Annotated in this window: 17 protein-coding genes; 10 read left to right on the forward strand and 7 right to left on the reverse strand. The window is 71.1% G+C overall.

Annotated elements, in window-relative coordinates:
- Nucleotides 1–246: 246 nt before the first annotated feature.
- From ASF21_RS02595 to ASF21_RS02615, 5 genes are all read left to right on the forward strand, one after another.
- The gene (locus tag ASF21_RS02595) at nucleotides 247–1854 is read left to right on the forward strand and encodes a hypothetical protein (protein WP_055766371.1); all 1608 of its coding nucleotides are present in this window, start codon (nucleotides 247–249) and stop codon (nucleotides 1852–1854) included.
- A 78-nt stretch (nucleotides 1855–1932) separates the two neighbouring features.
- The gene (locus ASF21_RS02600) at nucleotides 1933–2688 is read left to right on the forward strand and encodes a LamB/YcsF family protein (protein WP_055766373.1); all 756 of its coding nucleotides are present in this window, start codon (nucleotides 1933–1935) and stop codon (nucleotides 2686–2688) included.
- A 28-nt stretch (nucleotides 2689–2716) separates the two neighbouring features.
- The gene (locus ASF21_RS02605; protein WP_055766376.1) at nucleotides 2717–4336 is read left to right on the forward strand and encodes a 5-oxoprolinase/urea amidolyase family protein; all 1620 of its coding nucleotides are present in this window, start codon (nucleotides 2717–2719) and stop codon (nucleotides 4334–4336) included.
- A 43-nt stretch (nucleotides 4337–4379) separates the two neighbouring features.
- Nucleotides 4380–5069, forward strand: a complete 690-nt coding sequence (locus ASF21_RS02610; RefSeq protein ID WP_055766378.1) for a GntR family transcriptional regulator — start codon at nucleotides 4380–4382, stop codon at nucleotides 5067–5069.
- Between the two features lie 335 nt (nucleotides 5070–5404).
- On the forward strand, nucleotides 5405–5680 hold the full coding sequence (locus ASF21_RS02615) for a GNAT family N-acetyltransferase (protein ID WP_055766381.1): 276 nt from the start codon (nucleotides 5405–5407) through the stop codon (nucleotides 5678–5680).
- A 10-nt stretch (nucleotides 5681–5690) separates the two neighbouring features.
- Here ASF21_RS02615 and ASF21_RS02620 read toward each other — a convergent pair whose 3' ends face one another.
- From ASF21_RS02620 to ASF21_RS02640, 5 genes are all read right to left on the reverse strand, one after another.
- On the reverse strand, nucleotides 5691–6500 hold the full coding sequence (locus ASF21_RS02620; protein WP_055768992.1) for a putative hydro-lyase: 810 nt from the start codon (nucleotides 6498–6500) through the stop codon (nucleotides 5691–5693).
- On the reverse strand, nucleotides 6497–7720 hold the full coding sequence (locus ASF21_RS02625) for an NRAMP family divalent metal transporter (protein ID WP_055766384.1): 1224 nt from the start codon (nucleotides 7718–7720) through the stop codon (nucleotides 6497–6499). Before ASF21_RS02625 ends, ASF21_RS02620 begins: the two co-directional genes overlap by 4 nt.
- A gap of 89 nt (nucleotides 7721–7809) precedes the next feature.
- Nucleotides 7810–9096, reverse strand: a complete 1287-nt coding sequence (locus ASF21_RS02630; RefSeq protein ID WP_055766387.1) for an ammonium transporter — start codon at nucleotides 9094–9096, stop codon at nucleotides 7810–7812.
- Nucleotides 9097–9269: 173 nt separating this feature from the next.
- Nucleotides 9270–9581, reverse strand: a complete 312-nt coding sequence (locus tag ASF21_RS02635) for a MoaD/ThiS family protein (protein WP_055766390.1) — start codon at nucleotides 9579–9581, stop codon at nucleotides 9270–9272.
- A 13-nt stretch (nucleotides 9582–9594) separates the two neighbouring features.
- Nucleotides 9595–10692, reverse strand: a complete 1098-nt coding sequence (locus tag ASF21_RS02640; RefSeq protein WP_055766394.1) for a WD40/YVTN/BNR-like repeat-containing protein — start codon at nucleotides 10690–10692, stop codon at nucleotides 9595–9597.
- A gap of 199 nt (nucleotides 10693–10891) precedes the next feature.
- On the opposite strand from ASF21_RS02640, the gene ASF21_RS02645 reads away from it, so the two are divergent.
- Nucleotides 10892–11338: a hypothetical protein gene (locus tag ASF21_RS02645; protein ID WP_055766396.1), complete on the forward strand. Its 447-nt coding sequence runs from the start codon at nucleotides 10892–10894 to the stop codon at nucleotides 11336–11338.
- On the opposite strand, the gene ASF21_RS02650 is transcribed toward ASF21_RS02645, so the two are convergent.
- Both ASF21_RS02650 and ASF21_RS02655 read right to left on the reverse strand, forming a co-directional pair.
- Entirely contained in the window at nucleotides 11335–11640 is a 306-nt protein-coding gene (locus tag ASF21_RS02650) for an NIPSNAP family protein (RefSeq protein WP_055766400.1), read from the reverse strand. The genes ASF21_RS02645 and ASF21_RS02650 overlap by 4 nt on opposite strands.
- A 4-nt stretch (nucleotides 11641–11644) precedes the next feature.
- Complete coding sequence (locus ASF21_RS02655; RefSeq protein ID WP_082471177.1) at nucleotides 11645–12712, reverse strand: sigma-70 family RNA polymerase sigma factor; 1068 nt, start codon at nucleotides 12710–12712, stop codon at nucleotides 11645–11647.
- A 132-nt stretch (nucleotides 12713–12844) separates the two neighbouring features.
- Here ASF21_RS02655 and ASF21_RS02660 point away from each other — a divergent pair, with 132 nt between their 5' ends.
- From ASF21_RS02660 to ASF21_RS02675, 4 genes are all read left to right on the forward strand, one after another.
- Nucleotides 12845–13408, forward strand: coding sequence for a dihydrofolate reductase family protein (locus tag ASF21_RS02660; protein WP_055766403.1), 564 nt, complete (start codon nucleotides 12845–12847; stop codon nucleotides 13406–13408).
- Nucleotides 13409–13410: 2 nt separating this feature from the next.
- A complete protein-coding gene (locus ASF21_RS02665) occupies nucleotides 13411–13704 on the forward strand; it encodes a DUF4287 domain-containing protein (protein ID WP_055766405.1) in 294 nt (97 codons plus the stop codon).
- A 34-nt stretch (nucleotides 13705–13738) separates the two neighbouring features.
- The gene (locus ASF21_RS02670) at nucleotides 13739–14620 is read left to right on the forward strand and encodes a DUF4031 domain-containing protein (protein WP_055766409.1); all 882 of its coding nucleotides are present in this window, start codon (nucleotides 13739–13741) and stop codon (nucleotides 14618–14620) included.
- A 151-nt stretch (nucleotides 14621–14771) separates the two neighbouring features.
- Nucleotides 14772–16076: a hemolysin family protein gene (locus ASF21_RS02675; RefSeq protein WP_055766412.1), complete on the forward strand. Its 1305-nt coding sequence runs from the start codon at nucleotides 14772–14774 to the stop codon at nucleotides 16074–16076.
- Nucleotides 16077–16087 lie beyond the last annotated feature (11 nt).

Raw genomic sequence — 16087 nt, forward strand, 5'->3', positions numbered from 1 at the left:
CCAGACAGGATATGCGTCGCCTTCTGCCGCGGGGCTGAAATCGCGATGCGGGTCCCGCTGCGCGCGGTCGGTAGGCTCGATGCACATCATCGATCGAGGAAGAAGGCGATACCCATCCGTCGTCGATCCATCCGGGGGAGTACCGCCCTGATCGTCGGGTTGCTGCTCGCCCTGACAGGCTGCACCGCGTCACGGCCCCCGTCCGCCGCGGAAACCTCGGCATGGTCCGCCCAGCCGGAGTCGGCCGTGGTCCTCGCGGATCGCGGCGCGGACGTCAGGGAGGTGCTGGCCGGACCGCCTGCCGACGCGTCCCTCGCGACGAGCCGCTCCCTCTTCGAGCGGTCCCCCGTCGCGGTGGTGGTCGCGGCCGCCGGCGACGCGACGGCACCTGCGCTCGGCGTGGCGGCGACCGCCGCTGTGGGCCTCGGCGTGCCCCTCCTGACCGTCGATCCGCAGGTGCCGGTACCCGGGCCCGTGATCGAGGAGCTGGACCGCCTCGGCGTCGGGACGATCATCGCCTACGGTGATCCCACGGCCGACTGGGCGGGCCTCGGCGCGGACCGGGAGCTCCTCACCGGTCCGGTGTCGGCGCACGGGTTCTCTTCCGGTTTGGGTCTCCGGGCTTCCGAGGAGACGGTGCCGGCAGCGGATCTGGTGGCCGCCATCGGTTCCCTCGATCCGGCCCGGCTCACGCTCGTGACCGTCGACGGGCAACCGGACCCCGTGAGCGGTAGTACGCCGGCCCCGTCGACCGCACCGGAGGGCGGAGCCGGACTCGAGGGGATCGCGACCACGGACGCACTGCCGCCGATCACGGCTCCGGAGGGACGTACGGACGCCCTCGTCCTGGTCACCGAGGCCTCGCCCGCCGCAGCTGTCGCCACGGCGCGGGCGGCACAGGCGGACGTGGCGATCCTCGCAGACGGAGACCCGAGGTCGACGCCGGCGGGCGTCTCGGCCGTGCACGCGCACGCGGACGGGCCCGTCTACGGAATCGGCGCCGACTTCGGTGGCGCAGCGGACTTCGCAGCCCACGTCGAGGTCGCGGCCACGGGCGTGGAACTCCCCGGCGGTGGGCAGACCGTGTTCCCCGGCCGGCGCATGGTGGCCCTGTACGGGCATCCGAGCGGTCCCTACCTGGGGGCACTCGGGGAACAGGGCATCGACGCGACGATGGACCGCGTGAAGCAGCTCGCCGCGCAGTACCAGCCGTTCAGCGACGAGCCGGTGATCCCCGCGCTGGACCTGATCGCCACGGTGGCCAGTGGCGAGCCCGGGCCCGACGGTGACTACTCCGGTGAGACACCGGTCGAGGTCCTGCTGCCCTGGGTGGATGCCGCGGAGAAGGCGGGAGTGTACGTGGTGCTCGACTTCCAGTCGGGCCGCACCGATTTCCTCTCCCAGGTGACGCGGTACGAGGAGCTGCTGGCGCGCCCGACCGTCGGGCTGGCCCTCGATCCCGAGTGGCGGCTCGCGCCGGGTCAGCGGCCGCTCGAGCAGATCGGGACCGTCGGTGCCGGCGAGATCAATGCCTCGTCCCGGTGGCTGGCGGACCTGACGCGGGACAGGGCCCTCCCACAGAAACTGTTCATGGTGCACCAGTTCAGGCTGGACATGATCAGCGACCGCGACACGCTGGACACCTCACGCAGCGAGCTCGCCGTCACCCTGCACGCGGACGGGCACGGGACACCGGGGGAGAAGCTGGAGACCTGGGCGGTCCTGCAGGACGCCATGCCCGCAGGGGTGTGGCCGTCCTGGAAGAACTTCTACGACGAGGACCGGCCGATGCTGACCCCCGAGCAGACCTACTCGCTCGTCGCTCCCCGGCCCTGGCTGGTGACCTATCAGTAGCGGACGGGAACACGTGGATTGTTGAACAATTCACGTGGCTGATGCATGCTGGGAGGAACACTGAGATGGAGGTCACACATGACGATCGACCTGAACAGCGACGTCGGCGAGTCCTTCGGCGCCTGGACGTTCGGTGACGACGCGCGGATCATCGAGTCCGTATCGAGCGTGAACGTCGCCTGCGGCTTCCACGCGGGGGACCCCACCGGCATCCGGGCCACCTGCGCCGCCGCGGCTGCCGCCGGCGTCAGTGTCGGCGCCCACCCCGCATATCGCGATCTCGCGGGCTTCGGCCGTCGTTTCATCGACGTCGAGCCCGCCGAACTGACGAACGACGTCGTCTACCAGATCGGTGCGCTCCAGGCGCTCGCCCGGGCCGCCGGAACCACGGTGCGGTACGTCAAGCCGCACGGTGCCCTGTACAACACGATCGCGGTGCACGAGCGGCAGGCCCGGGCGGTGGTCCAGGCCGTCCGGGAGGTCGACGCAACCCTTCCGGTGCTCGTGCTGCCGAACACCGTCATCGAGTCGGAGGCCCGCAGCGCAGGCCTGCGCACGGTGGTCGAGGCATTCGCGGACCGGGCCTACACGCCCGACGGCGCCCTGGTCTCCCGGCGTGAACCCGGCGCCGTGCTGCACAGCGAGACCGACGTCGTCGAGCACGTCCTGCGGATGGCGACGGAGGGCGAGGTGCTGGCCGTCGACGGCTCGCGGATCCGCATCGAGGCCGAGAGCATCTGCGTCCACGGGGACACACCCGGCGCCGTCGCCATGGCTGCGGCGGTTCGCCGGGCCCTCACCGCCGCGGGTGTGGGGATCGGTGCCTTCGCCTGAGCGGCCCGGCCCGGCGGGTAGGACCGGGATGACACTCCGAGCCGTCGGGGACCGCGGACTGCTCGTCGAACTGCCGGGCCTGCCAGAGGTGCTCAGCATCCAGTCCCAGCTGCAGGCCAGGCCGGCCGACGGACAGGTGGACGTCGTCGCGGCGGCCTGCACCGTGCTCGTGACCGTGCGCGACGCGGTGCACCTCGAGGCGCTCGCGGAGCGCCTGCGCAGCACCGATCCGACGCTTCCCGTGGAGGTCGAGGACACGCTCGTCACCATCGAGGTGCAGTACGACGGCGAGGACCTCGCGGAGGTGGCGCGGCGGACAGGTCTCAGCGAGGACGCCGTCGTCACCGCCCATTCCTCCCGTCCCTGGACCGCCTCCTTCGGCGGGTTCGCGCCGGGCTTCGCCTACCTCACTGGCGGTGATCCCCGCCTCGAGGTGCCACGGCGCGACTCACCCCGCACCGCCGTACCCGCCGGGTCCGTGGCCCTCGCTGGAGCCTTCTCGGCGGTGTATCCGCGGGAGTCGCCCGGCGGATGGCAGCTGATCGGGCACACCGACGCCGTCCTGTGGGACACGCACCGCGAGCAGCCGGCGCTCATCCGACCCGGGAACCGCGTCCGGTTCGTCCCGGTACGGCACCGCGTCCAGGTCGGCGCGCCGGAGGAAGCGGCCGGACCCGCGGAGCCGGCCGAACGCGGCGCACCCGGGGTCGAGGCCACCGGCGGGGAAGCGCCCGTACGCCCGGCAGAACGCGGTGCGGCGCCCGCGATGGAGCCGCCGCACCTCATGGTGGTGCACCCCGGCCTCTCCAGCACGCTGCAGGATCTCGGCCGGCCCGGGCTCATGTCCCTCGGGGTCGCGGAGGCGGGCGCGCTGGACCGGTCCGCTGCCCGCCAGGCCAACCGACTCGTGGGCAACGCAGCGGGTTCAGCGGTCATCGAGAGCCTCAACGGCGGGCTCGCCCTGGAGGCCGGGACGGACCAGGTGCTCGCCGTGACGGGTGCCGACGTCGGCCTGACCATCGCGATGCCCGACGGCCGCGAGCGGGAACCGCTCGTCTGCGCGCCGTTCCTCCTGCGCGCCGGCGAGGTGCTGCGGCAGTCGGCCCCGGCGACGGGCCTCCGGTGCTACACGGCAGTGCGCGGCGGGTTCGCTGCGGGGGAGGTCCTCGGCAGTCGCTCCACCGATTCGATGTCCGGGCTGGGGCCCCGACCGCTCGTCACGGGCACGCCGCTCACCGTGGCACTGCAGGCGCCCGCGTCCCCGGTCGGCGAGCCCGAATCCCTCCGGCGCGCCGCCTCGCCGGAGGTCCTCCGCATCCGGACGGGCCCCCGGGACGACTGGTTCGGTGCCGAGGGTCTCGAGCGCCTCTGCTCCTCCGACTGGACGGTCAGCGCCCAGTCGAACCGGATCGGGCTCCGCCTCGACGGGCCCGCCCTGCAACGCACCCGGGAGGGGGAGCTGCCGAGCGAGGGCACGGTGGGCGGCGCCCTCCAGGTGCCGCCGTCGGGCCTCCCGGTGCTGTTCCTCGCCGACCATCCGGTGACCGGCGGGTACCCTGTCATCGCCGTCGTGGTCTCCGCCGACCTGGACCGTGCGGCCCAGCTGCCGCCCGGCTCCACCGTGCGATTCCTCGTCGCAGACCCCTGATCGGACCGGATACCGGGCGGGCGGGCCCGGTTAGGGTGGGATCATGACGTTCGACGACGCCCTGGCGGCCATGCGCCGGCTCTCCAGCGGAGCGCGCCACGCCCATACGGGGCAGTGGGTCGCGGGTGCGCTGAGGACCCGCATCGCCGAGGGTGACCTGCCGCCCGGGACGAAGCTCCTCGAGGAGGCGCTCGGGTCCGCGCTCGGGGTCTCGCGGAACACGTTGCGGGAGGCCTTCGGCATCCTCGCCGCGGAGAACATCGTCACGCGGGTCCCCAACCGGGGGGTCTTCGTCGCCCGCCCCACGGCCGAGGACATCGCGGAGATCTATCGCGTCCGCCGGTACCTGGAGCCAGCGGCGCTGCGCTGGGGCGGTGCCGGCTCAAGGGTGGCGACGGCCGAGCTCGACGCCGTCATCGCCCGGGCTCGCTCAGCGCGGGACGCAGGCGACGTCGCCGCCATGGCCGGTGCCAACCAGGAGTTCCACAAGGCGGTGGTGGCGCGGGCGGGCAGTGCGCGGTTCGACGCCATCATGTCCGAGGTACTGGCCGAGATGCGCCTGGTGTTCCACGGCATGGGTGACGATCCTGCGTTCCACGCGCCCTATGTGGAGGCCAACGGGGACATCGCAGCACTGCTGCGGGCGGACCGGGCGGACGAGGCAGCGGAGGGCATGCGCGCCTATCTGGACCAGGCGGAGTCCCAACTCCTCGCGGCGGTGCGCCGGAGCTGACGGGTCCTTCGGCGCTGCGCTCAGCCCGAACGGCGGGGGGACCCCGGGCCCCGGACTGACAGAGGTCGTTGCCGGACGCCCACGCGCGGATGCTCGACGTCCCGTCGGTGGGCCTCGTCGTCATATCGGGACGGGCCGCGTGGCCGTGGGATTCCCGGCACAGGGATGTTCGCGGCCGGAAACGCGGTTGAAACCGCCGTTCCGTAGCGTGAGGGAGAACACCCCGTTCACAGGAGGCTGCCGTGCAGACGCTGAGGGTTCGACAGGTCCCCTGGACCAACCCCGTGGGTAGGGGGCTGCGGGAAGCGCTCCGTGCTGAGTCCGGGAGCGGGCACGTGCACCCCGTCCCTGTCGCGCCCGACGACGGCTCGGACATTGCGGTGTTCCTCATCGCGTACGAGCTGGCGTCGGGACAGCCCGTCGGGTGCGGTGGACTCCGCCTGATCGGCGCCGCTGCCGAGGTCACCGACGTCTATGTCGTGCCCTACGCCCGGTGGTCGGGGATCGCGCGCGCCATCACGGAGGAGCTGACCTCCTGGGCGCGCGTGCACGGCATCGCCTCCGTCGGGCCGGACGGGGCACTGGCCGGACTCGATGCCCTGCGGCTCTGACCGCGATGCGTCAGGGGACGAGATAGTCGCTGTCGCGCGCGTCGGTGACCAGCATGTGGCCGGGTGCGTGGCCGATGGCCAGGCCCGGCCGGGACTCCATCACCGCGGCCTGGGGCGTGACGCCGCAGGCCCAGAACACCGGGACGGTGCCGCGGGGCAGGTCCACGGGATCGCCGAAATCGGGTGAGCCGAGGTCGGCGATACCGAGGGCTGCCGGGTCTCCCACGTGGACGGGAGCGCCGTGCACGGCCGGGTAGCGCGAGGTGATCCGGACGGCGTCGGCGATCCGGTCCGGGCTGACCGGCCGCATGGAGACGACGAGCGGTCCGGCGAGACTCCCGGCCGGCCAGCACCGGCGATCGGTCCGGAACATGGGCACGTTCACGCCCTGGTCGATGTGCGCGATCGGGATGCCGCCGGCCTGCAGGGCCGACTCGAAGGTGAAGCTGCACCCGATGATGAAGGTCACGAGGTCTTCCTGCCAGACCTCCAGCAGGTCGGTGGGCCGTTCCACGGGGACTCCGTCGCGGTAGACCACGTACCGCGCGGCATCGGTGCGGATGTCGCCGTCGGGCAGGAGGCGCCCGGTGACCTGTCCAGCGTCGAGGACGTCGAGGACGGGGCAGGCCTTCGGGTTGCGCTGCGCGAAGAGCAGGACGTCGTAGGCGAGGTCCGCGGGGACGATCAGCAGGTTGGCCTGCGTGTAGCCGTCCGCCCAGCCCGCGCTGGGCGCCACCGTGCCGCCGCGGAACAGGGCGCGCGCCTCGCCGGCGGTGAGCCGCGACGCATCGGAGGGGGCCGGTACCCCTGCGACGGTCATGCCCACAGCTTCGCGAGACCGCTGAGCGACTGGTAGCCGAGGAAGAGGGTCAGGATCCAGGCGAGGACCCCGACCACCAGGAGCCACCTCGGGTACACGTACCCGGCGAGGAGGTCCCTGCGGCGCCAGGCCACCCACAGGATCACGGCGAAGCCGACGGGCAGGATCAGCCCGTTCACGGCGCCCGCGGCGATGAGCAGCGTCGTCGGCGCCTGTCCCACGAGCAGGTAGATCACGGCGGAGACGGCGATGAAGACGCAGGTGTAGAGGTTCCGGCGGCGGGGCGCGGTGGCGGAGGAGGTGATGAAGGAGATCGACGTGTAGGCCGCTCCGATGACGGACGTGATGGAAGCGGCCCACAGGATGATGCCGAACAGCCGGAGTCCCACCTCGCCCGCCGCGATCTGGAACGCCTCCGCGGCCTGGTTCTGGCCGGCGAGCTCCGCACCGCCCGCGACGACGCCGAGGATGGCCAGGAACAGGAGTACGCGGATGACGCCCGTCACGATGATGCCGAGCACGGAGCTCTGGGTGATCTGGCGGACGTTCGCCGGCCCGACGACGCCGGAGTCGAGCATGCGGTGTGCTCCCGCATATGTGATGTAGCCGCCGATCGTCCCGCCGATCAGGGTGGTGATCACGAGGAAGTCGATCTGGTCCGGGATGACGGCGTTCCTGATCGCGAGCCCCACGGGTGGCTGCGACACGACGGCCACGTACCCGGTCAGCAGGATCATCAGGGCACCGAGGACGACGACGATCCGGTCCAGTGCCGCGCCTGCGCGCTTGATGAGGAACACCGCGATGGCGATCACCGCGCTGACCACTCCGCCGATCTTCGCATCCACCCCGAGCATCGCGTTCAGGCCGAGCCCGGCGCCGGCGGTGTTGCCGATGTTGAACACCATGCCGCCGAGGAAGATCAGGGCCGCGAGGAACCAGCCCACGCCCGGCAGCACCAGGTTCCCGAGCTCCTGGGCCCGGCGACCCGTCACGCCGATGACGCGCCACACGTTCAGCTGCACGGCGATGTCCACCAGGATGGAGACGAGGATCGCGAAGGCGAAGGCGGCCCCGAGAGCCACGGTGAACGTGCTGGTCTGCGTGATGAAGCCGGGCCCCACCGCGCTGGTGGCCATGAGGAACATGGCTCCCAGCAGTGCGCCCCGTTCGGGGCGCACTGCCACCGGTGTCCTTTTCTTCGCTGCCCTGTCGGCCATGGGGTTCCCGTCATCGGTTCAGCAGGCGGCGTGACGGGCGTCACGCCTCGAACGGGAGTCTACAGATTGTTCAACAATCCGCGCAAGGGTTACGGACGGGGTGCTCCGAGGTCCACCGGATCCTCGTCCGTCAGATAGGCGAATTCGGAATGGGCCGCGATGTCGATGCCACGGATCTCGTCCTCCTGCTCGATCCGGAGCCCGATGGTCCGCTGCAGGACCTGCGCGATCACCCAGGTGACCACGAAGGAGTAGGCGAGGACGGCCACGGTCGCGAGGGACTGGATCCCCAGCAGCTCGAAGCCCCCTCCGTAGAAGAGCCCCGCCACGCCGTTCGGCGCGTCCTCGGTGGCGAACAACCCGATGAGCAGGGTGCCGAGGATGCCACCGACCAGGTGCACCGCCACGACGTCGAGCGAGTCGTCGAAGCCGAGGCGGAACTTGAGCTCCACGGCGAGCGAGCAGACGGCACCGGCGATGGCGCCGATGGCGAGGGCGCCCATGGGACTCACCGCACCGCAGGCGGGGGTGATCGCCACCAGGGCGGCGATCAGGCCCGACGCCGCACCGAGGCTGGTGGCGGCACCGTTCCGGATCCGCTCCACGAGGGCCCAGGCCAGAAGGCCGGCGGAGGCCGCCACGGCCGTGTTGAGGAACACCACCGAGGCGGACTGGCCGGCGGAGAGCGCCGATCCGGCGTTGAAGCCGAACCAGCCGATCCACAGCAGGCCTGCGCCGACGAGGACCAGGGGACGGCTGTGGGGCTTGGCATGGTCGACCGTCGGCCAGCCGTGGCTGCGGCCGAGCACGAGCGACAGGGCCAGGGCCGCGATCCCGGCGTTCATGTGAACGGCGAGGCCTCCGGCGAAGTCGATCGCCCCGAGGTCGTTCGCGATCCAGCCGCCCACCACGGAGCCGTCCTCCGAACTGAAGGCGAAGACCCAGTGCGCGATCGGGAAGTAGACGAGGGTGGCCCAGACCCCCGCGAAAATCATCCAGGCACCGAACTTCATGCGCCCGGCCGCGGCCCCGGCCACCAGTGCCGTGGTGACGCAGGCGAAGAACAGCTGGAAGGCGGCGAAGAGGATCGGCGGGATGGAGGCCGCGGGGTCCTCCGCGAGCAGCTGGCCCATGCCGGCGTACTCGGCGACGTCACCGATCAGGCCGAGCCCGCCCACCGAGTCGCCGAACGCCATCGAGTAGCCGAAGAGCGCCCACAGCACCGCCACGAGGCTCGCCCCGCCGAAGCACATCATCATCATGTTCAGGATGCGCCGGGAACCGACCATCCCTCCGTAGAACAGGGCCAGGGCCGGGATCATCAGACAGACGAGCGCAGAACTGGCGAGAATCCAAGCGACGTTTCCAGAATCCATGGGAGTCCATTTCCGTGACAGCGCTCCTGCGTGCCGGAGGGGACAGGGCCGGTTCCCGCACAGGGGGTGGGGTACGAAACCGGGAGGGCACGCCGCGCTGAGCCATGGTAGACAGCGCCACGTTTCCGCCCCCGGCGGCCGCCGTTAACTCTGTGTTACGCCGCGCCCGGTCCCTAGCCGCCGGCCACGGACTGGATGATCATGACGGTCACCCCGGGAGGCACGGGCGTCGCGAGGCCGTCGAGGCGGCGCACGTCCTCACCATCCACGTAGATGTTGACGTACCGCCGCAGCGCCCCCGTCTCCTCGCGGATCCGCTGCTCGAGCAGGGGGCGCCCTTCGCCGAGCCGGTCCAGCAGGGCCGCGACGTCGCCGTCCTCGGGCACGGTCAGACCGACCTCGGTGCGTCCCTCCACGTACGGTCGCAGCAGCGTGGGGATCAGGACGGTGACGTCACCGGCTGCGGCCCCTGGCAGGGTCTCCATCGGGTGCACCCGCTCAGGCGGGGACGACGGCGGCCCGGACCGAGAGGACGTCCGGCAGGTGGCTGGCCACTTCCCGGAACGTGCGGCCCTCGTCGGCGCTCGCGTAGACGCTCCCGCCACGCGTCCCGAAATACACGCCCGCCACGGCATCGTCGTCCACGCAGGCGGCGTCGCGCAGCACCGCGTTGTACTCGCCGCGCGGCAGTCCGGCGTCGGACGCCTGCCACGTTGCGCCGCCGTCGTCCGTCCGGTGCACGGCGAGGTGCCCGTCGGGCGGGATGCGCTCGCCGTCGGCCTTGAGCGGGATCACCCAGGCCGTGCCGCTGCGGTGCGGGTGCGAGAGCATCACGAAACCGAAGTCCGCCGGCAGGCCGTCAGCGATGGACTGCCAGGAGTCGCCCCGGTCCGTCGTCGCGTAGACGCCGTGGTGGTTCTGGGCGAAGAGGCGGTCGGGGTCGACGGCGTCGCGTGCCAGTTTGTGGACGCACTGACCGAACTCCGGATCCGGGTCCGGCATGAAGTAGGCGCTGATGCCCTTGTTCCTCGGCCGCCAGGAGGCTCCGCCGTCGTCGGAGCGGTACACGCCTCCGGTGCTCATGGCGACATGGAGGGTCTCGTCCGTCGGGCTCGGCAGGACGGTGTGCGCCGCCGCGCCGCCGAAGCCCGCGCCCCACTCGCTGCGATGAGGGTGGTCCCAGAGACCCCGGTTCAGCTCGAAGGTCTCGCCGTGGTCCGTGGACTTCCACACCGAGATGGGCTGGCAGCCCGCCCAGACCACACCGGGGCGGTTCTCGGCGTCGGGCTGGATCTGCCAGACACGTTCGAGGGCGGCCCCGTCCTCGGGCGCGAAGCGGATGCTCCCCTCCTGCGGCTCGGTCCAGGTGGTCCCCAGATCGTCCGAGTGCGCGATGCAGGGGCCGAAGTGCCAGGACATGCGTCCTGCGAACAGACGCGTCGTGCCGCCCCTGGTGTCGATGCCGACGCTCGGGATCTCCTCCATCAGGAAGAGGGGGTCGGAGAGCGTCCAGGTCTCACGATCCGTGCTCGTCGCGAGCCACAACCCCTTCTTCGTCCCGATGGCGAGAAGAACGGTCTTCCGTGCTGCTGACATGGCTGCCCCCGTTGGCGTCCTGGCGGCTGTCGGGCCGTCTCCTGGTGCGGATCACTTGGGACGATGCCACCCGCCACTCGTTTTGTACAGGGCCGACTACCCGCTTCTGTCCGGAATGGCGACAGGGCCCGCTGCGTCGTGCCAGAGTGGGTTCATCCGGACGCTGGGGCGCGGACCTATCCACCCCTGGAGGCACCGCGTGAGTCAGATCGTCCTCGGAAGTCCAGCACCGCTGCGATCCTGCCCGGCTGCCTCGACCGTCTTCCCGGCCCTGCCCGCTCCGCCCTGCCGGTTCTGCTCCGGTTCGTTCTGCGTGCGGGTCGAACCGCGTCTCCTCTCCCTCTGGTGGGCGACCGGCTCCGTGCTCGGCCTCGCGGACCTGGCCGGCGCCGCCGAGGTCATCCGCGACGTGTCCGACGGCTACCGCCTCCCGCTCGTGGTGCACCTGCAGGGCATGGTCGGCATCGCCGCGGCGGCACGGACCCTCATCCTCGAGAGTTCCCTCTCCTCGCGCATCGCCTACGTCGGCACCGGGCCCGTGGACCAGGTCATCGCGGCGTTCCTCGACCAGGGGCTGTCCGAGACGCGGTACTTCGAATGCCCGCGGGCGGCGCAGGAATGGGCACTGGGCGGGCGGGACGGCTAGCCGAACATCGGCGTGAGGAAGCGGCGCTCGTAGCGGCGGATGCAGCCGCTGTCCCGCGCGAGGCGGTACGCCTCGATGCACTCCTGATCCGTCCGGGACTCCCTGCGGTAGCGCTCGTAGTCCGCGAGCGAGGGGAAGGTGAAGAGTGCGTAGGCGATGTCGCTGTCGCCCTCGCCCGGCAGGAAGTACCCGTGATGGTTGCCGCCGAGCTTCCCCACGAGCCGGATCCAGCGCCGCCCGTACTCCTCGAAGTCGGCGATCCTGTCCGGATCGATCTCATAGCGCAGGTGCACGGTGATCATCCGCCTACCTGCTCTCGTCCGCGGTTCCGGCACGATCCGCGTCCGCCGGGACGGCGGCCCGCCGTTCGTCGATGACCGGTGGGAGCCCGAAGGCGTCGAACAGTTCGGGGTACAGGAAGTTGTGGTGCCCGATGATCCGGCCCCCGGCGGTCTCGATGACCTGGATGGCCCAGGGCTTCCAGAGGCCCGGCTCCACGAGGTGGTAGTTGGCGAAGCCGCCGGCACCGTTGACGCCGAGCGGGAGGAGGCGGCCGCCCTCGCAGACGCTGCCTTTGCCGACGAACCAGGCGATGACGTCGTCCGGACCGCTGAGCCACAGGTCGAACGGCGGCATCGACAGCACGACGTCGTCGCGCAGCAGTGAGACGAGCAGGTCCATGTCGTAGGACTCGAAGGCGCGCAGGTACTTGGCGAGGAGGTCCCTGTGCGCGGGGTCCTCGAGCGGCATGCTGGTGCTCTGCTCGTGCCCGGCCATGGTCTTGCGCGCCCGCTGCAGCGCGCTGTTGATCGACGCCGTAGTCGCATCGAGCAGGTCGGCCACCTCAGCGGCGGACCAGCGGAGCACCTCGCAGAGGATCAGGGCACTGCGCTGCAGGGGTGGCAGGTGCTGCAGGGCGGCGATGAAGGCGAGCCTGATCGTGTCACGTGCCTCGGCGACGACGGCGGGGTCCCCCGATGTGTCGATCACCCGATCGTCCCGGATGGGCTGCACGAAGGTCCCCTCGGTGAGGGGAGCGCCCAGCACGGCGTCCGCCGTCCGCGTGGAGGGGCCCAGGTCCATCGGCCGCGCGCGTCGCTGGGGACTGCGCAGCATGTCGACGCAGACGTTGTGCGCTATGCGGAACAGCCACGTCCGCAGGGAGGACTGGCCGGCGAAGGTGTCCCTGCGGGACCACGCCTTGATCATCGTCTCCTGCACGGCGTCCTCGGCCTCCGAGGCTGCCCCGAGCATGCGGTAGCAGTAGCCGGTGAGCTCCCGGCGTGAGGCCTCCAGGAGGTGGTCGAAGGAGGCGTCGGGCCGGACGGGGCCGGACGTGGCGTCCGGATGCGACGCGGCGGTGGCGGGCTGCATGCCTCGAGCGTAGCGAGGGCGGGGGACCTTCGGGGGAAACAGGGCCGGAAAAGTGGGCGAGGGTCGATGATTCCGGGCCCTCGGTGACGTCTACTGGGGGACAACAGCATTCGACACAGACCGGAGCACCCCATGCGCAGACTCACAGCAGGCCTCTTCTCCTCGGTGGACGGGGTGGTGGAGGACCCCCATCTCTGGCAGCTCGACAGTTTCGACGACGAACTCGGAGCCGGGATGGGAGCCATGATCAGCAGGGTGGACACCGTGCTCCTCGGCCGCCGCGGGTACGAGGAGTGGGCGCAGTACTGGCCCGCGGCGGAAGCCGCGGACCCCTTCGGCGCCTTCATCAATCCCGTCGAGAAGTTCGTCGCGTCCCGCTCCCTGTCCGGTCTGCTCGGCTGGACGAATGCGTCCCTCATGGACCGGCCGCTCGAGGACTTCGTCCGCGCGCTGAAGCAGACGGAGGGCGGGGACATCGCCGTGTGCGCCAGCATCTCCCTGGTCCGCCGGCTCATGTTCGCCGGGCTGCTCGACTCCCTGACCCTGATGATCCACCCGGTGGTGGCGGGCGCGGGCCGCCACCTGTTCGAGGCGGCGGACCCCGTCACGAGACTGGAGCTGCAGGAGGTCACGACGACGAGCCGTGGCAACGTCCTCGCGTCCTACGGTCTTCGTGCCGGATCGGTCGGGGAGTAGATATGTCCTTTCAGGCATATCTCGATGCGATCGAGTCGAAGACAGGGCTCACCCCACGCGAGCTCGTGGCGCAGGCGAAGGAACGGGGGTTCGACGGGCCGGGCGTGAAGGCGGGCGAGATCGTCGCCTGGCTCAAGGAGGACCACGAGCTCGGGCGCGGTCACGCCATGGCCCTCGTCCAGGTGATCAGGAACGGCGCCACGATCAGCGATACGCATGTCGGTACCGGCGGGGTGCACCGTGACGCCTCCACCGAGCTGTGGCTCGACGGGGCGGCGACGCGGCCCACTCCGTGACGGACGGTCATGGGCCGCACCTAGACTGCTGCCCATGACCGTCCTCATCGATCCTCCGTCTTGGCCGGCGCACGGCACGGTCTTCTCCCACCTGGTGTCGACGTCGTCCCTGCGGGAGCTGCACGCCTTCGCCGAGGCCGCGGGCATACCGCGCCGCGCCTTCGATGAGGACCACTACGACGTGCCGGTGCGGCGGTACCGCGAGCTGGTCGAGCGCGGAGCGGAGGAGGTCGGTGGCGCCGAGTTGGTGCGCGCCCTGATCGCGAGCGGTCTGCGGATCCCTGCCCGACGGCGGGGCCCGAAGCTCCGCGCGGCTCTAGGTTCCCGCTGGTCCTCGGTGCTCCCGTCCGATCCTGACCTGGGCGCGGAACTCCTCGACCGCTGGGGGGAGCAGCACCGGCGCTATCACACCCGGACGCACCTCCTCGCCGTCCTGGAGGCTCTCGACCTCCTGCTGGAGGGCACCGATGACGCCCTGCGCCGACCGGTGGTCCTCGCGGCCTGGTTCCACGACGCCGTGTACGAGGCAGTGGCGGGCGGCGACGAGCGGGCATCGGCGGACCTCGCCGTCGAACGCCTGACCGGGCGGCTCCCGCCGGCCGAGGTGCGCGAGGTGGAGCGGCTCGTGCTCCTGACGGCGGGCCACGATCCGGCGGAGGACGACCGCGCCGGACACCTGCTGTGCGATGCGGACCTGGCGGTCCTGGGCGGCTCCGAGGCGGAGTACGCGCGGTACACCGCGGCGGTCCGCGAGGAGTACGCCCATGTCACCGATGCGGCCTTCATGGAGGGGCGCCGGGCGGTGCTGACGCGGCTGATCGCCCTCGATCCGCTGTTCCGCACGACGGCGGGCCGGGAACGCTGGGGTGAGCGCGCTCTCGACAACCTGCGACGCGAACTCCGGACGCCCGGCTGACCGCGAGCGGGCGGGCGGCGGAGCGTGGAGCAGCGGTCGACCGCGCGTTCTCCTAGAGTGGAGGCATGCCCCGATCACCCGAGACCTCGTCCGACTCCGACAGACCCGGCACCCGGCAGGTGCCGGGTCAACCCGCCGACCTGAGTCAGCGATGAACGGGGAGCTGATCCTCAACATCGCGCTGGTCATCGTCTTCGTCCTGATCGGCGGGGTGTTCGCCGCCACGGAGATGGCCCTGGTGACCCTGCGCGACAGCCAGGTGAACGCCATCGCCCAGCGCGGCAGGCGGGGCGAGAAGGTCGCCGCGCTCGCGCGCAACCCGAACACGTTCCTGTCCGCTGTGCAGATCGGTGTGACCGTGGCCGGCTTCGCCTCCGCAGCCTACGGAGCATCGTCGATCGCCCCGTCCGTCGCTCCGCTGCTGGTCACCTTCGGGCTGGGGGAGCAGGCCGCGCTGACGCTCGCCACGATCCTGCTCACGCTGGTGGTCGCCTACCTGTCGCTTGTCCTCGGTGAGCTGGCGCCCAAACGGCTCGCGATTCAGCGCAACGCGCAGTTCGCCTACGCCGTTGCGCCCGTTCTCAACAACTTCGCCCGGGTGATGCGGCCCGTGATCTGGCTGCTGTCCGTGTCCACCAATGCGGTGGTGCGCCTCCTCGGCGGGGACCCGACCCGCACGAGCGAGAGCATGACGGAAGAGGAACTCCGCGACATCGTCACGAGCCATGAGGGACTGCCCGAGGACGAACGCCGTATCCTCGACGACGTCCTGTCCCTCCGCGACCGGCAGATCAGCGAGGTCATGCGACCGCGCCCCGAGGTCGTCGCCATCACCGGCGCGGAATCCGTCGGCGATGCGGTGGCGCAGATCGCGGGCCTGCCGTTCTCCCGGTACCCCGTCGTGGACCAGTCGATCGACGACATCACGGCGTTCGTTCATGTGCGCGATCTCTACGAGGCCGCGGCGCTGGATCCGGGCACACCGGTCACGGAGGTCATCCGCTCCATCCCCTACCTCCCGGCGACGGCCCGCGTCCTGCCGACGCTGACCATGCTGCGCGCCCGCAACACGCACATCGCCGTGGTCATCGACGAGTACGGCGGCACGGACGGCATCGTCACCCTCGAGGACCTCGTGGAGGAGGTCGTCGGCGAGATCTTCGACGAGTACGACACCGATGCCGCGCCGGCGAAGATGGCGGAAGGCGGAGGGGTGGTCGATGGCCGGCTCAACCTGCAGGACTTCGAGGAGGCCACCGGCATCGAGCTTCCCCGCGGCACCTGGGACACCGTCGCCGGGTTCGTCCTCGAACGCCTGGGCCGGCTCGCCCGCCAGGGTGACGTCGTCGAGGTGGAGGGCGCGACCCTCCAGGTCACGGGGATGGATCGTCGACGCATCGCCGAGATCCTCGTCATCCCCGCGGACGAACCCTCCGATGAGGACCCTGCGGCCTGATCACGCCCCGC

The sequence above is a fragment of the Arthrobacter sp. Leaf234 genome (assembly GCF_001422665.1).
Lineage (GTDB): Bacteria > Actinomycetota > Actinomycetes > Actinomycetales > Micrococcaceae > Arthrobacter_D.

Coding starts and splice junctions, on each gene's coding strand:
- ASF21_RS02600 (WP_055766373.1), top strand. CDS start 1,933: ATGACGATCGACCTGAACAGCGACGTCGGCGAGTCCTTCGGCGCCTGG.
- ASF21_RS02630 (WP_055766387.1), bottom strand. CDS start 9,096: ATGGATTCTGGAAACGTCGCTTGGATTCTCGCCAGTTCTGCGCTCGTC.
- ASF21_RS02610 (WP_055766378.1), top strand. CDS start 4,380: ATGACGTTCGACGACGCCCTGGCGGCCATGCGCCGGCTCTCCAGCGGA.
- ASF21_RS02670 (WP_055766409.1), top strand. CDS start 13,739: ATGACCGTCCTCATCGATCCTCCGTCTTGGCCGGCGCACGGCACGGTC.
- ASF21_RS02650 (WP_055766400.1), bottom strand. CDS start 11,640: ATGATCACCGTGCACCTGCGCTATGAGATCGATCCGGACAGGATCGCC.
- ASF21_RS02635 (WP_055766390.1), bottom strand. CDS start 9,581: ATGGAGACCCTGCCAGGGGCCGCAGCCGGTGACGTCACCGTCCTGATC.
- ASF21_RS02675 (WP_055766412.1), top strand. CDS start 14,772: ATGAACGGGGAGCTGATCCTCAACATCGCGCTGGTCATCGTCTTCGTC.
- ASF21_RS02655 (WP_082471177.1), bottom strand. CDS start 12,712: ATGCAGCCCGCCACCGCCGCGTCGCATCCGGACGCCACGTCCGGCCCC.
- ASF21_RS02605 (WP_055766376.1), top strand. CDS start 2,717: ATGACACTCCGAGCCGTCGGGGACCGCGGACTGCTCGTCGAACTGCCG.
- ASF21_RS02640 (WP_055766394.1), bottom strand. CDS start 10,692: ATGTCAGCAGCACGGAAGACCGTTCTTCTCGCCATCGGGACGAAGAAG.
- ASF21_RS02660 (WP_055766403.1), top strand. CDS start 12,845: ATGCGCAGACTCACAGCAGGCCTCTTCTCCTCGGTGGACGGGGTGGTG.
- ASF21_RS02665 (WP_055766405.1), top strand. CDS start 13,411: ATGTCCTTTCAGGCATATCTCGATGCGATCGAGTCGAAGACAGGGCTC.
- ASF21_RS02625 (WP_055766384.1), bottom strand. CDS start 7,720: ATGGCCGACAGGGCAGCGAAGAAAAGGACACCGGTGGCAGTGCGCCCC.
- ASF21_RS02620 (WP_055768992.1), bottom strand. CDS start 6,500: ATGACCGTCGCAGGGGTACCGGCCCCCTCCGATGCGTCGCGGCTCACC.